Below are 13,845 nucleotides of genomic sequence, written 5' to 3' on the forward strand. Positions count from 1 at the left end.
TAAAAAATTAATTTTGGCAAAAATAGTAAAAATGCTTAGTTTTAAGTCCAAATGAAAAAGATGAAAAAGAAATTAGTAGTTTTAACAGGTGCAGGAATTTCTGCAGAAAGTGGTATCAAAACCTTTCGTGATGCTGATGGTTTATGGGAAGGTCACGATGTAATGGAAGTCGCTTCACCTGAAGGTTGGCGCAATAATCAAGAATTAGTTTTAGATTTTTATAATCAAAGACGAAGACAATTACATCAAGTTCAACCCAATTTAGGACACCAAACTTTAGCAGATTTAGAAAACGATTTTGACGTTCATATCATTACACAAAACGTAGATAATTTGCACGAACAAGCTGGAAGTTCAAAGGTTTTACATCTTCATGGCGAACTTTTAAAAGTGCGAAGTGTAAAAGACATCAACTACATTTTAGATTGGACAAACGATTTAAAAACTGGTGATGTTGATAAAAACGGACATCAATTACGACCACATATCGTTTGGTTTGGCGAAGATGTTCCAGCGCTTGAAGAAGCTTTGCAAATTGTTCAAACTGCAGATATTATTGCCGTTATTGGAACTTCATTACAAGTTTATCCAGCAGCTGGATTAATTCATTACGGACAACCAAATACTCCAATTTATTATATCGATCCAAAACCTGCAACGATTTATGAATTAGCCAATCCGCTAGAAGTAATTCCTATGAATGCTACCGAAGGTGTTCCGTTTTTGAGAGAAAAATTGCGAAGAAGAGAATAGAAAATAGAGAATAGAAAATAGATTCTATGGATAGTCGATTTTCTTTGTTCTATATTCTATATTCTAAAATCGTTTAACTATTTTTGCAACTTCAAAACAACAACACAACACAATGCAACTAACAGAATTAAACGCTATTTCACCAATTGACGGACGATATAGAAGCAAAACCTTTTCTTTATCTCCATTTTTTTCGGAAGAAGCTCTAATAAAATATCGAGTTTTAATTGAAGTGGAATATTTTATTGCTTTATGCGAAGCCGATTTGCCACAACTTTCAGGTGTAAACAAATCTGTTTTTGATGAGTTACGTAAAATTTACACCAACTTTTCAACCGAAGATGCACTTTGGATAAAAGAAACCGAAAAAACGACCAATCACGATGTAAAAGCTGTTGAATACTTTATCAAAAGTAAATTTGATGCATTAGGATTAGAACCGTTCAAAGAATTCATTCACTTCGGATTGACTTCGCAAGACATCAATAATACAGCGATTCCTTTATCAACAAAAGAAGCTTTTGAAAAAGTATATTTACCAAGTTTAATTTCTGTAATTGCAAAGTTAAAAGAGTTAGCAATGGAATGGAAAGACATTCCTATGTTAGCAAGAACACACGGACAACCAGCTTCTCCTACTCGATTAGGAAAAGAGATTTTGGTTTTCGTAGAACGATTGGAAGAGCAAATGCGTTTGTTATTTAATGTTCCGTTTGCAGCTAAATTTGGTGGCGCAACAGGTAATTACAACGCCCATCATGTAGCGTACCCAAACACCGACTGGAAAAAATTCGGAACCGATTTCGTGGAATCAACTTTAGGATTGCAACATTCATTTCCAACTACTCAAATAGAACATTACGATCATTTTGCAGCATTTTTCGATGCTTTAAAACGAATTAACACCATCCTTATTGACTTAGATAGAGATATTTGGACGTATGTTTCTATGGACTATTTCAAACAAAAAATCAAAGCTGGAGAAATTGGTTCGTCAGCAATGCCACATAAAGTAAATCCAATTGATTTTGAAAACTCAGAAGGAAATTTAGGAATTGCAAATGCGATTTTCGAACATCTTTCAGCAAAATTACCTATTTCAAGATTGCAACGCGATTTGACTGATAGTACGGTTTTAAGAAACATAGGAGTTCCGATGGGACATACTTTAATTGCATTTGAAGCTACTTTGAAAGGTTTGAATAAATTAGTTTTAAACGAAGTTAAATTCGAAGAAGATTTGGAGAAAAACTGGGCAGTTGTAGCTGAAGCAATTCAAACGATTTTACGTCGTGAAGGTTATCCAAATCCTTACGAAGCTTTGAAAGATTTAACTAGAACTAATACTATTATCAATAAAGAAGCTATTCATAATTTCATTCAAACACTAAAAGTTTCCGATGAAATTAAAGTGGAATTGATGCAGATAAGTCCAAGTAATTATTTAGGAATCTAATAACTAAACAAAAAAAATGAAAAAATTATTATTTACAATTGTACTACTAAGTTCACTATTTTCAGTTGCTCAAAAGAATTACATTTTATTGAAAGATGGAAATAAAATGGAAATTGATGAAAGAGATTTTTATTATTCAACTTTTGAAAAAGTCAGATATACTCTTCCTAGCAAAGAAGGTTTCGAAGCAATAAAAGGAATCGATATTGACAAAGTAGATAAATTAGTAGCTGGTGATATTACCTACATACCTTTTAAATACAGTGAGAAAAAGAAAAAGTATATGGTATTGAGTAAAATCATTGCTGAAACAAGTGACAAAATGCTTTTATTGAGCTTTACTCCTCCTTTCTCTGCTGATGGATATTATCTTGATTACAACTATAAAATAGTTGATAAAGCTACAAATACAATTATTGATTCTGGTTGGTTTAACGAAAGTAAAATGCCTAAAAAATTAGTTGATCAAAATACAGCAATTGCAACTATCAAAAAACATTTCTCAAAGTGTAAAGAAATGATGGACAGCTTAGCTGAATTTGAAAAGAAAATACCAACTGCCAATGGAAACGGTTATACTGAAGAATACATTGCTGGTTTTATGCATCAAGACAAACCTTTTAACTGCAATTAATTTTTAAAACAAAGAAGGCATAAATAGATACCAAACCTCAAAGACATTTTAGAAAAAAAGCTCACAAAGATTTTAAATACTTTGTGAGCTTTGTGCTTTCTTAGTGAACTTCGTGGTTAAGAAACTTACCTAGAATAATTCGGAGCTTCCTTAGTAATCGTAACATTATGAGGATGACTTTCGCCAATTCCGCTAGTTGTGATTCTTACAAATCTTCCTGTTTCTTGTAGTGTTGGAATATCTTTAGCACCACAATAACCCATTCCGGCTCTTAAACCTCCAACGAATTGTTGCATACTCTCGTTCAATTCACCTTTGTATGGAACTCGACCAACAATTCCTTCAGGAACTAATTTCTTAATATCATCTTCGACATCTTGGAAATATCTGTCTTTTGAACCTTCTTGCATCGCTTCAACAGAACCCATTCCACGATAGGATTTGAATTTTCTTCCTTCAAAAATAATAGTTTCTCCTGGAGATTCTTTTGTTCCTGCTAAAAGTGAACCAAGCATTACACAATCAGCTCCAGCAGCAATTGCTTTTGGAATATCTCCTGTGTAACGAATTCCACCATCAGCAATAACTGGAACACCAGTACCTCTTAAAGCGGCTGAAACTTCTAAAACTGCTGAAAATTGAGGAAACCCTACACCAGCAACAACTCTTGTAGTACAAATCGAACCTGGACCAATTCCGACTTTTACACCATCAGCACCACTTTCTACTAAATACAAAGCAGCTTCTGCTGTTGCAATATTTCCAACAATGACATCAAGATTTGGAAATTTAGCTTTAACTAATTTCAAAACATCAACAACACCTTTTGTGTGTCCGTGAGCCGTATCAATAATTACAGCATCAACTCCTGCGTTTACTAATGCAGTTGCTCTTTCTACAGCATCGGCAGTAACTCCTAATGCTGCTGCAACACGAAGACGTCCAAATTTGTCTTTATTTGCAACTGGTTTTTGAGCCAATTTAGTTATATCTCTAAACGTAATTAATCCAACTAATTTGTTATTGGTATCAACTACTGGTAGTTTTTCAATTTTATTTTGTTGTAAAATTCCTTCTGCTTCTTGTAAAGTTGTTCCTTCAGCAGCGGTAACAAGATGTTCCGAAGTCATTACTTCTAAAATAGAACGTGAATTAATTTTCTCAAAACGCAAATCTCTATTAGTAACAATTCCTTTTAAAGTTCCGTTTTCATCAACTACTGGAATTCCTCCAATACCGTGTTCTTTCATTAACATTTTAGCATCGCCAACCGTTGAATTTAAAGGCAAAGTCACTGGGTCGATAATCATTCCAGCTTCTGCACGTTTTACTTTTCTAACTTTAGCTGCTTGTTGTTCAATTGTCATGTTTTTGTGTAAAACACCAATTCCACCTTCTTGAGCCATTGCAATTGCCATAGAACTTTCGGTAACGGTATCCATAGCTGCAGAAACAACAGGAACATTCAACGTAATATTTCTAGATATTTTCGATTGAATATTAACTTCTCGCGGTAAAACTTCAGAATAATTTGGAATTAGCAGTACATCGTCATAGGTTAAACCTTCTCCAACGATTTTAGTTGTGTGTGCTTTCATGTTGCAATTTGTAGTTGTAGTTAAATTGCGTGCAAATATAGTGAAAAAGTAAATAGTAATTCGTGAATAGTGATTAGTTTTATCATTTAGTAAATTAAAATGATTGAAAATCCAATAAAAATGATTAACTTTAATGTAACTTCTTAATTCGGTTTTATGATAGATTCTAAAGATAAAATTTCAGGGCTTTCAAATGAAGAAGTTACTTCCTCAAGAACTAAAAATGGCACCAATTCTTTAGAACATCAAGAAAAAAATCATTTTTTGATGTCATTGTTAGAAATGGTTAAAGAACCTATGTTTTTGCTATTAGTTGCTGCCGCTAGTATTTACTACATTTCTGGCGATTATGGTGATGGAATTTTTATGACGGTTGCTATATTTTTAGTGGCTGCAATTTCTTTATTCCAAGAAGCTCGGAGTAGAAATGCAATTGATGCTTTAAAAAAATTATCGCAACCCAAAAGTAAAGTCATCCGAAATAGTGAAGTTATAGAAATTCCAAGTGAAGAAATTGTGCTTGGCGATTTTATTCAAATTGAAGAAGGAACTTTTATTCCTGCCGATGCCACTATCATTCAATCAAATGATTTTTCGGTTAATGAAGCAATTTTAACTGGTGAATCATTATCAGTTTTTAAAAATGAAGCTTCAGAAATTAAACAAGTTTTTCAAGGAACAATCGTTGCAACAGGTATGGCGATTTGCGAAGTAACTGCTATAGGAAATCAAACAAATTTGGGGAAAATTGGAAAAAGTTTAGAAGAAATTCAAGAGGAAAAAACACCATTACAAATTCAGATTACCAATTTCGTAAAGAAAATGTCAATCATTGGATTACTTATTTTTGGTATTGTTTGGGCTCTAAATTATTATCATTCTAATAGTGTTTTAGATAGCTTACTCAAAGCATTGACAATTGCGATGAGTGTTATTCCCGAAGAAATTCCAGTTGCATTTGCATCATTTATGGCACTCGGAGCTTGGCGATTGATGAAAATGGGAATCATAACCAAACAAACAAAAACCGTTGAAACTTTAGGAAGTGCTACAGTAATATGTACCGATAAAACAGGAACAATTACCGAGAATAAAATGAGTTTGGCTCAGTTGTACCTTTTCAAATCAGATGCAATTATTAACACGGAAGAGAAGTTAAATCCTGAAGCAGAAGAAGTTTTAAGTTACACGATGTGGGCAAGCGAACCAATTCCATTTGATGCAATGGAAATTGCCATTCATGAAGCGTACACTAAATTAGAATCTGTTGATGAAAGACCAAATTTTAAATTAGTTCACGAATATCCATTAGGCGGAAAACCACCTATGATGACGCATGTTTTTGAAGATTCCAATGGTAAAAAAGTCATAGCAGCAAAAGGTGCTCCAGAAGCAATTATCGCAGTCAGTCAATTATCTGAAAGTGAAAAAAAACAAATTTTAGTTGCTATTGAAAAAATGGCTAACGAAGGTTATCGCGTTCTTGGTGTTGGTGTTGCTGAGTTTTCTGGAACTAATTACCCAAAAACGCAACAAGAATTTAAATTTAATTTTAAAGGATTGGTAGCATTTTATGATCCACCAAAAGCTAATATTCAAGAAGTTTTTGAGACGTTTTACAAAGCCGGAATTCAATTAAAAATAGTTACTGGTGATAATGCTCAAACTACGTCAACTATAGCTAAACAAGTTGGTTTTAAAGATTCCGATAAAATATTGAATGGTGACGAATTAATGGCTATGGATGAAGCTACTTTGAAAGTAAAAGTTATGGAAACCGCCATTTTTACACGAATGTTTCCTGAAGCAAAATTGAAAATTATTCAAGCCCTAAAAGACAACAATCAAATTGTAGCAATGACTGGCGATGGTGTAAACGATGGTCCGGCTTTAAAATCAGCACATATTGGAATTGCTATGGGTAAAAAAGGAACTGAAATTGCTAAACAAGCAGCCAATTTGATTTTGATTGACGACGATTTTGCAAAAATGACTGATGCTATTGCGATGGGAAGAAAGATTTATTTGAATTTAAAAAAAGCTATTCAATATATAATTTCTATTCATATTCCAATAATTTTGGTTGTGTTTATACCATTAGCATTAGGTTGGATATACCCGAATATTTTCACACCAGTTCATATCATTTTCTTGGAAATAATTATGGGACCAACTTGTTCTATAATTTATGAAAATGAACCTATGGAACGCAATTTAATGTTAGAAAAACCAAGACCTTTAACAACAACTTTTTTTAACTTGAAAGAGATTACTATTAGTATTATTCAAGGATTGGTTATTACTTTGGGGTTATTATTTATGTATCAATATTGCATCCAAGAAGGGTTTTCAGAAACCTATACGCGAACTTCAATTTTTCTAACCTTAATTGCTTCAAATATTTTTCTGACTTTGGAAAATCGTTCGTTTTATTATTCCATTTTTACTACGATTCGATATAAAAATAATTTGGTTTTGATGATTATTGGGATAACAATTGCTGTAACTTCACTCCTGCTTTTTGTTCCTATTTTTTCAAAATTCTTTTTGTTTGAAATGGTTGATTATGAACAAATAGGATTGAGTATTTTAATTGCTTTTGTGTCTGTGATGTGGATGGAAATTTATAAGATTTTTAAAAGACGTTGATTTTTAGACACGAATTGCACAAATTTCCACGAATTAATTTGCCTTGAAATTACACAAATTACTAGAAACTGACAACTGAAAACCGACAACTAAAAAATTTTAATGAAACTCTCCAAATAAACGTGAAGCCACATTATAAGCGCTTTCAAAACTCATTGGACTAGTATTGGTATCCGCTTTTTGTTGGGTGAAATAGGATAACATTTTTTCGGTTGGCATATTACCTGTTAAATCGTCTTTTGCCATTGGACAACCTCCAAAACCTTGAATGGCGCCATCATAACGACGACAACCTGCTTTGTATGCTGCATCAATTTTTTCGTGCCATTTGTCTGGAGTTGTATGAAGATGAGCACCGAATTCGATATGTGGATATTTAGGAATTAAATTAGAAAATAAATAGTCAATAACCTCTGGAGTTGAACTTCCAATAGTATCTGAAAGTGATAGAATTTTTACACCCATATTGGCCAATTTTTCTGTCCATTCGCCTACTACATCAACATTCCATGGATCTCCATAGGGATTTCCGAAACCCATTGATATATAGGTAACTACTTCTTTATTAGATTTATCGGCAATGTTTAAAATTTCTTGTAAAGTGATTAAACTTTCGGCAATAGTTTTGTGAGTATTTCGCATTTGGAAATTCTCTGAAATCGAAAATGGGAAACCTAAATACTGTATTTCTTTATGAACAGAAGCCAATTCTGCACCTTGTGTATTAGCAATAATTGCAAGTAATTTACTTTGGGTTTGAGACAAATCTAATTGTGCTAAAACCTCAGCAGTATCAACCATTTGTGGAATGGCTTTTGGCGAAACAAAACTTCCAAAATCAATAGTATCAAAGCCTACACGAAGTAGCGCTTGAATATAATCTACTTTTCGTTCGGTAGGAATGAAAGGTTTTATGCCTTGCATGGCATCACGAGGACATTCTATGATTTTAATTTTCTCCATTTGTTGTCAAAGATACTAAAGAAATCGTTTTTACGAAATCGTTTTTTAAAAGAAGTAAAATTTAATTATTACACTTTTTGGTAATAACTTAAAATATTACGTATTTTGGTAATAATTACAAATATTACGTAAATCGGTAATAAATTGAATTATTACGTATTTTGGTAATAATTGTTGTTTTATTAAAAATATTTAGTACTTTTGACTTATGATTGTGATACTTACAGGCGATATTATCAACTCAAGAAAGGTTCCTTCCAAGAAATGGATGGATGACTTAAAAACACTATTTCAAACGATTGGGAAATCTCCAAACGATTGGGAAATCTATCGTGGCGATGAATTTCAACTGGAAATCAAGACTATAGAAGACGCTTTGACTATTGCTTTTCAAATTAAAGCTTTTTTTAAATCTATAGATTTAGATGTTAGAATGAGTTTAGGATTTGGAGATAAAACACATAAAGCAAGAAAAATCACAGAAAGTAATGGCAGTGCGTTTATCCGTTCTGGTGAAACATTTGAAACTTTAAAAAAGCAAAAAATAAATTTAGCCATCAATTCTGGAACTGCTGAATTTGACGAAGAATTGAATTTAATGCTGAATTTAAGTCTATCCTTTATGGATAATTGGCTACAACAATCGGCTGAATTTGTGTTAGTTGCTATTCAAAATCCAACACTTTCTCAAGAAGAAATTGGAGTAAAATTAGGAATCAATCAAGCAGCAGTGAGTCGAAGACAAAAGCGTTCTAATTATGAATTGATGATGCAAGTTGATCGTTATTTTAGAAAAAAAATAAAATCTCTTGAACTATGATAGTGTTTGTAAAATTACTTTTGGCTCACTTATTAGGCGATTTTTTACTACAACCAACTTCGTGGGTAAAAGATAAAGAGCAGAAAAAACACAAGAGCATCTACTTGTATTTACACACCTTACTTCACTTTGCTTTGGCTTGGATTTTAGTTGGAACTACTGATTTTGGTTGGTATGCCTTCGCTTTAGCAGCATTACACGGTTTTATAGATTTTTTGAAGTTACATTATCAAAAATCAAAAACGAAACGCATTTGGTTTTCTGTAGACCAAATTTTGCATTTACTTGTTATTATTGCAGTTACATTAATTTACAACAATACTACAATAGATTTTACAAGTTTTGGAAATCAATTTTGGATTACAATAACAGGTTTTATTTTATTAACAAAACCAACTTCACTCATCATCAAAAACATCATTTCTATTTGGACACCTGAAAATAAAACCAATGACGATTCGCTACAAAATGCCGGAAATTATATTGGAATTTTGGAGCGTCTTTTTGTATTCTGCTTTATTCTAACAGGTCATTTTGAAGCCATTGGATTTTTAATAGCCGCAAAATCAATCTTCCGATTTGGAGATTTGAAAGAAGCGAAAGACAGAAAACTTACAGAATATGTCCTAATTGGAACGTTATTAAGTTTCGGAATTGCTTTGCTAATTGGACTTTTAGTACAAATAAGTTTAGGATTTTCTCTCTAAAATTGCCTTATTTATTTCCTTAACTAATTGTGGACCTTCATAAATAAAACCGGTGTAAAGTTGAATTAAACTTGCTCCTGCATTTAATTTATCGATAGCATCTTGAGCCGAATGGATTCCGCCAACACCAATAATTGGAAATGATTTATTACTTTTCTCTGATAAAAATCGAATCACTTCTGTAGAACGATTAGTCAAAGGTTTCCCTGATAAACCACCCATTTCTGACTTATTTTCAGACTGCAAACCTTCTCTTGAAAGCGTTGTATTAGTTGCAATTACACCAGCAATTTTGGTTTCGTTTACAATATCAATAATATCTAAAAGTTGAGAATCAGTTAAATCTGGTGCGATTTTTAGAAGAATTGGCTTTTGTTTTGGCTTAGCTATATTTTTATTTTGAAGTGTTTGCAATAATTCTGTCAACGGTTTTTTATCTTGTAATTCACGTAGATTTGGTGTGTTTGGCGAACTCACATTTACCACAAAATAATCTACATAATCGAAAAGTGCTTCGAAGCAAATTTCGTAATCTTGCGTGGCATTTTCATTTGGCGTAAGCTTATTTTTACCAATGTTTCCACCAATTAAAACGCTTTTGTTCTTCTTTAATCTTTCAACAGCTTCTTGAACTCCACCATTATTAAACCCCATTCTGTTGATAATTGCAGAATCTTCTTTTAGCCTAAACAATCGTTTTTTGGGATTTCCTTCTTGACCAACTGGCGTTAACGTTCCAATTTCTATAAATCCGAATCCAAAATTGGAAAGTTCTTTGTATAGAACAGCATTTTTATCAAAACCTGCAGCCAATCCTACTGGATTTGGAAATTTTAATCCGAAAACTTCGGTTTCCAATCGTTTGTCGTTTACTAAATATAACGATTTGAAAAGAGAAGAAAATCCTGGTATTTTAGATAAAAATCGGATTAAAGAAAAGGTAAAATAGTGTACTTTTTCAGGATCAAATTGAAAAAGAATTGGACGAATTAGTAGTTTGTACATTTTGTTGTAGTTGTGTTTTGCAAAAATAGAAAATTGTTTGGAGTTGAATGTTGGAAGTTGGAAGAAAATAAAAATCTATTTGTAAATTTGCGACTTATAATAATTCAACAATGAATATTCGTCTTCTAGCCATTGGCAAAACCGATAACAAATCACTTCAAACTTTGATTGATGATTATACAAAAAGATTGTCTTTTTATGTGAAATTTGATTTGGAAGTGATTCCTGATATAAAAAATGTAAAAAACTTATCGGAAGCGCAACAAAAAGAGAAAGAAGGCGAGCTAATTTTATCTAAACTTTCCGCAACAGACCAGCTAATTTTATTAGATGAAAACGGAACTACTTTCTCAAGTGTAGGATTTTCTGATTATTTACAAAAGAAAATGAACGCCGGAATAAAAACCTTAGTATTTGTAATTGGCGGACCTTATGGTTTTAGTGAAGAGATTTACAAAAAAGCACAAGGAAAAGTATCACTTTCAGAAATGACTTTTTCTCATCAAATGGTTCGTTTATTTGTAATTGAGCAAATTTATCGTGGGTTTACTATTTTGAGAAACGAACCTTATCACCACCAATAGAAAGTACGAAGTTTGAAGTACGAAGTTTATCGATAGATTTAGAAAATATAGATTTCACTAATAATCATTTCTATTTCTAATGTGTTGATAAAAACTGCATTTTTAATAAAAGTATCGTAGCTGGCTTCTTTGTCAAAACAAAAATTATATTTCAAAGGTTTATCACTTTCTAAACTATCTAAATAATTTATCAAGTTAGATTTTTCAACAATGGTTTTATTAACTAAAACTTTATCGTCTTTGGAGAAATAAATCTCAACTCCAGATTTTGGCTTTTCAAGTTTAAATTTTAGACTTGCAAAAGGTAAGAATGCTAATGTTTTTTTCTTGTCATTAGCATATGAAAAAAAATTCTCGGCAGCTTCATTTTTATGAATGCTTTTATCTTTTTTAGCTTGCAATTTTATTAGTTCTGGCATCACTAATTTTAAAGGTAAACGTTTGTCAATATTAAAAATCCAATTGGTTGAAACTATGGCATTTTTTCTGTTTACATCAGCAATAGTATCTTTTCCTTCAACTTTAAAAAATATATAAATTGGTGAATGTTCTTTCACATCACCAATGATCGTTCTATCTGCTTTTGGCAATTGAATTTCTTTCTTTCCTTCGCAAGATACTATTCCAAAAGCTATTAATAATACTAAGTATTTTTTCATTTTAATGATTTAATTGATTGAATAATTTGACACATTCCACAGCTTCCTTTACATCATGAACGCGTAATATTTTCGCTCCTTTCATTAAAGAAATCGTATTTAAAGACGTAGTTCCATTTAAAGCAAATTCAGCTGTTATATCTAACATTTTATATATCATAGATTTTCTTGAAACTCCTACAAGTAATGGCAATTCTAACATTTGAAACAATTCTAATTTATTTAAAACTTCAAAATTTTGTTCCAATGTTTTTGCAAATCCAAATCCAGGATCGATAATCAAATCATTGATTCCTAAACTTCTTGCTTTGGCCACTCTTTCAGAAAAATAAAATATCATTTCTTTGATTATATTTTCATAATGAGTCATTTTTTGCATCGTTTGAGGTGTTCCTCTCATGTGCATCATAATGTAAGGCACTTGAAGATTTGCAATAGTTTGAAGCATTTCTTCATCCAAATTTCCAGCAGAAATATCATTTATCATCGCTGCGCCACTTTCTAAAGTCTCTTTTGCAACTTTGCTTCTGAAAGTATCGATTGAAATAATGGTTTCAGGAAATTCATTAAGTACCTTTTGAACTATAGGAAGTATTCTTTGCAATTCCTCTTCTTCTGTCACAAACTCAGCATTTGGTTTACTTGAATATCCGCCAATATCAATAAAAGTTGCACCTTCCAAAAGCATTTTCTCTACTTGCAGCAAAATTGATTTTTCATCTACATGTTTTCCACCATCATAAAAAGAATTGGGTGTAACATTGAGAATTCCCATCACTTTGGGAGTAGATAAATCGATAAGTTTTCCTTTACAGTTAATCGTCATTGTACTTTGTACTTCAATTTGAATTCTTTACTTTTGACCCGAGACCACTTTGGTTCGAATCGTAAGTAGTAAAATTATTATACAAAGATACCATTAATGAAGAATACTTCACAAGAATACGACAAAGTAATTGGCATTTGCCGAGATTTATTTAGTAAAAAAATGACTGATTATGGAAGTGCGTGGCGCATTTTACGTTTGCCATCATTAACCGATCAAATTTTTATAAAAGCACAACGCATAAGAAGTCTTCAAGAAAACGAAGTTAGAAAAGTAGACGAAGATGAAACTGGTGAATTCATTGGCATCATCAATTATTGCATTATGGCTTTGATTCAATTAGAATTAGGTGTTGTAGACCAGCCTGATTTGAATACGGAACAAGCTGTAAAATTATACAACGAAAAGATTGCTTTAACCAAACAATTGATGGAAGACAAAAACCACGATTACGGTGAAGCTTGGAGAGAAATGCGAGTAAGTTCATTAACTGATTTAATTTTACAAAAATTACTACGTGTAAAACAAATTGAAGACAACAAAGGAAAAACTTTAGTTTCTGAAGGTATTGACGCCAATTATCAAGACATGATTAATTATTCTGTATTTGCACTGATTTTAATGAAAAAATTTTAAATACCAGATTACAAATACCAAAAAACAATTAAATTCCAAAAATTTTAAAATTTAAAATTCGAAACTATGGAACCAAAGAAATATGATTTAGAAGAAAGAACTTTACAATTTGCGATTGACTGCAGATTGTTTTTGAAAAAGCTTCCTAAAACTATTTCTAACATTGAAGATGGTAAGCAATTAGTTAAATCCTCGGGTTCGGTTGGTGCCAATTATATTGAAGCAAATGAAGCTTTGAGTAAAAAAGATTTTAATTACAGAATAAAGATTAGCAGAAAAGAATCTAAAGAAAGTGTATTTTGGCTCAAAATAATTAAAGCAACTAATTCAACAGAATTTGAAAAATTAAATGCTGTTTTAATTCAAGAAGCAGATGAACTAAAAAAAATATTTTCTGCCATATTAGAAAAATCAAAATAGTCCTCTTAAGTTTTAGAATTTGAAAAATTGGAATTTATTTGAATTTTATAAATTGTTTTTTGTTATTTTAACACAATAACATATCGTTAACAACTTACAATTAAAAGCCTTTTTACCTTTGTAAAAACATATTTT

Annotated in this window: 14 protein-coding genes; 9 read left to right on the plus strand and 5 right to left on the minus strand. The window is 31.7% G+C overall.

Annotated features, from left to right (window positions below):
- The first annotated feature begins 60 nt into the window (after window positions 1–60).
- The 3 genes from ACIQ06_RS10525 (at window position 61) to ACIQ06_RS10535 (ending at window position 2,843) form a co-directional block, all read left to right on the plus strand.
- Complete coding sequence (locus ACIQ06_RS10525) at window positions 61–753, plus strand: SIR2 family NAD-dependent protein deacylase (protein ID WP_396146142.1); 693 nt, start codon at window positions 61–63, stop codon at window positions 751–753.
- Window positions 754–865: 112 nt separating this feature from the next.
- Window positions 866–2,209, plus strand: a complete 1,344-nt coding sequence (gene purB / locus ACIQ06_RS10530; RefSeq protein ID WP_396146144.1) for an adenylosuccinate lyase — start codon at window positions 866–868, stop codon at window positions 2,207–2,209.
- A gap of 16 nt (window positions 2,210–2,225) precedes the next feature.
- Window positions 2,226–2,843 (plus strand): hypothetical protein, encoded by a 618-nt coding sequence (locus ACIQ06_RS10535; protein ID WP_396146146.1) that lies wholly within the window; start codon window positions 2,226–2,228, stop codon window positions 2,841–2,843.
- 125 nt (window positions 2,844–2,968) lie between these two features.
- On the opposite strand, the gene guaB is transcribed toward ACIQ06_RS10535, so the two are convergent.
- Window positions 2,969–4,441 carry an IMP dehydrogenase gene (guaB, locus tag ACIQ06_RS10540; RefSeq protein ID WP_396146148.1) on the minus strand — a complete coding sequence of 491 codons (1,473 nt, stop codon included), beginning with the start codon at window positions 4,439–4,441 and terminating at the stop codon, window positions 2,969–2,971.
- A 156-nt stretch (window positions 4,442–4,597) separates the two neighbouring features.
- Between guaB and ACIQ06_RS10545 the strand changes: the two genes are divergently transcribed.
- Window positions 4,598–7,090: a cation-translocating P-type ATPase gene (locus ACIQ06_RS10545; protein WP_396146150.1), complete on the plus strand. Its 2,493-nt coding sequence runs from the start codon at window positions 4,598–4,600 to the stop codon at window positions 7,088–7,090.
- 99 nt (window positions 7,091–7,189) lie between these two features.
- On the opposite strand, the gene ACIQ06_RS10550 is transcribed toward ACIQ06_RS10545, so the two are convergent.
- Window positions 7,190–8,053: a hydroxymethylglutaryl-CoA lyase gene (locus tag ACIQ06_RS10550; RefSeq protein ID WP_396146152.1), complete on the minus strand. Its 864-nt coding sequence runs from the start codon at window positions 8,051–8,053 to the stop codon at window positions 7,190–7,192.
- A gap of 208 nt (window positions 8,054–8,261) precedes the next feature.
- Here ACIQ06_RS10550 and ACIQ06_RS10555 point away from each other — a divergent pair, with 208 nt between their 5' ends.
- Together ACIQ06_RS10555 and ACIQ06_RS10560 are read left to right on the plus strand one after the other, a co-directional pair.
- Window positions 8,262–8,873: a SatD family protein gene (locus ACIQ06_RS10555; RefSeq protein ID WP_396146155.1), complete on the plus strand. Its 612-nt coding sequence runs from the start codon at window positions 8,262–8,264 to the stop codon at window positions 8,871–8,873.
- Complete coding sequence (locus tag ACIQ06_RS10560; protein WP_396146157.1) at window positions 8,870–9,580, plus strand: DUF3307 domain-containing protein; 711 nt, start codon at window positions 8,870–8,872, stop codon at window positions 9,578–9,580. Before ACIQ06_RS10555 ends, ACIQ06_RS10560 begins: the two co-directional genes overlap by 4 nt.
- On the opposite strand, the gene ACIQ06_RS10565 is transcribed toward ACIQ06_RS10560, so the two are convergent.
- On the minus strand, window positions 9,563–10,585 hold the full coding sequence (locus ACIQ06_RS10565; protein ID WP_396146159.1) for a quinone-dependent dihydroorotate dehydrogenase: 1,023 nt from the start codon (window positions 10,583–10,585) through the stop codon (window positions 9,563–9,565). The genes ACIQ06_RS10560 and ACIQ06_RS10565 overlap by 18 nt on opposite strands.
- 110 nt (window positions 10,586–10,695) lie before the next feature.
- On the opposite strand from ACIQ06_RS10565, the gene rlmH reads away from it, so the two are divergent.
- Complete coding sequence (rlmH, locus tag ACIQ06_RS10570; RefSeq protein ID WP_396146161.1) at window positions 10,696–11,169, plus strand: 23S rRNA (pseudouridine(1915)-N(3))-methyltransferase RlmH; 474 nt, start codon at window positions 10,696–10,698, stop codon at window positions 11,167–11,169.
- Window positions 11,170–11,207: 38 nt separating this feature from the next.
- On the opposite strand, the gene ACIQ06_RS10575 is transcribed toward rlmH, so the two are convergent.
- Complete coding sequence (locus tag ACIQ06_RS10575) at window positions 11,208–11,828, minus strand: hypothetical protein (RefSeq protein WP_396146163.1); 621 nt, start codon at window positions 11,826–11,828, stop codon at window positions 11,208–11,210.
- 1 nt (window position 11,829) lies between these two features.
- Entirely contained in the window at window positions 11,830–12,654 is an 825-nt protein-coding gene (gene folP / locus ACIQ06_RS10580) for a dihydropteroate synthase (RefSeq protein ID WP_396146165.1), read from the minus strand.
- 96 nt (window positions 12,655–12,750) lie between these two features.
- On the opposite strand from folP, the gene ACIQ06_RS10585 reads away from it, so the two are divergent.
- On the plus strand, window positions 12,751–13,290 hold the full coding sequence (locus ACIQ06_RS10585; RefSeq protein WP_396146167.1) for a DUF1599 domain-containing protein: 540 nt from the start codon (window positions 12,751–12,753) through the stop codon (window positions 13,288–13,290).
- A 66-nt stretch (window positions 13,291–13,356) separates the two neighbouring features.
- Complete coding sequence (locus tag ACIQ06_RS10590) at window positions 13,357–13,710, plus strand: four helix bundle protein (RefSeq protein WP_396146168.1); 354 nt, start codon at window positions 13,357–13,359, stop codon at window positions 13,708–13,710.
- Window positions 13,711–13,845: the final 135 nt, after the last annotated feature.

Origin of the sequence: Flavobacterium sp., assembly GCF_044341265.1 — a bacterium.
Taxonomy (GTDB): domain Bacteria; phylum Bacteroidota; class Bacteroidia; order Flavobacteriales; family Flavobacteriaceae; genus Flavobacterium.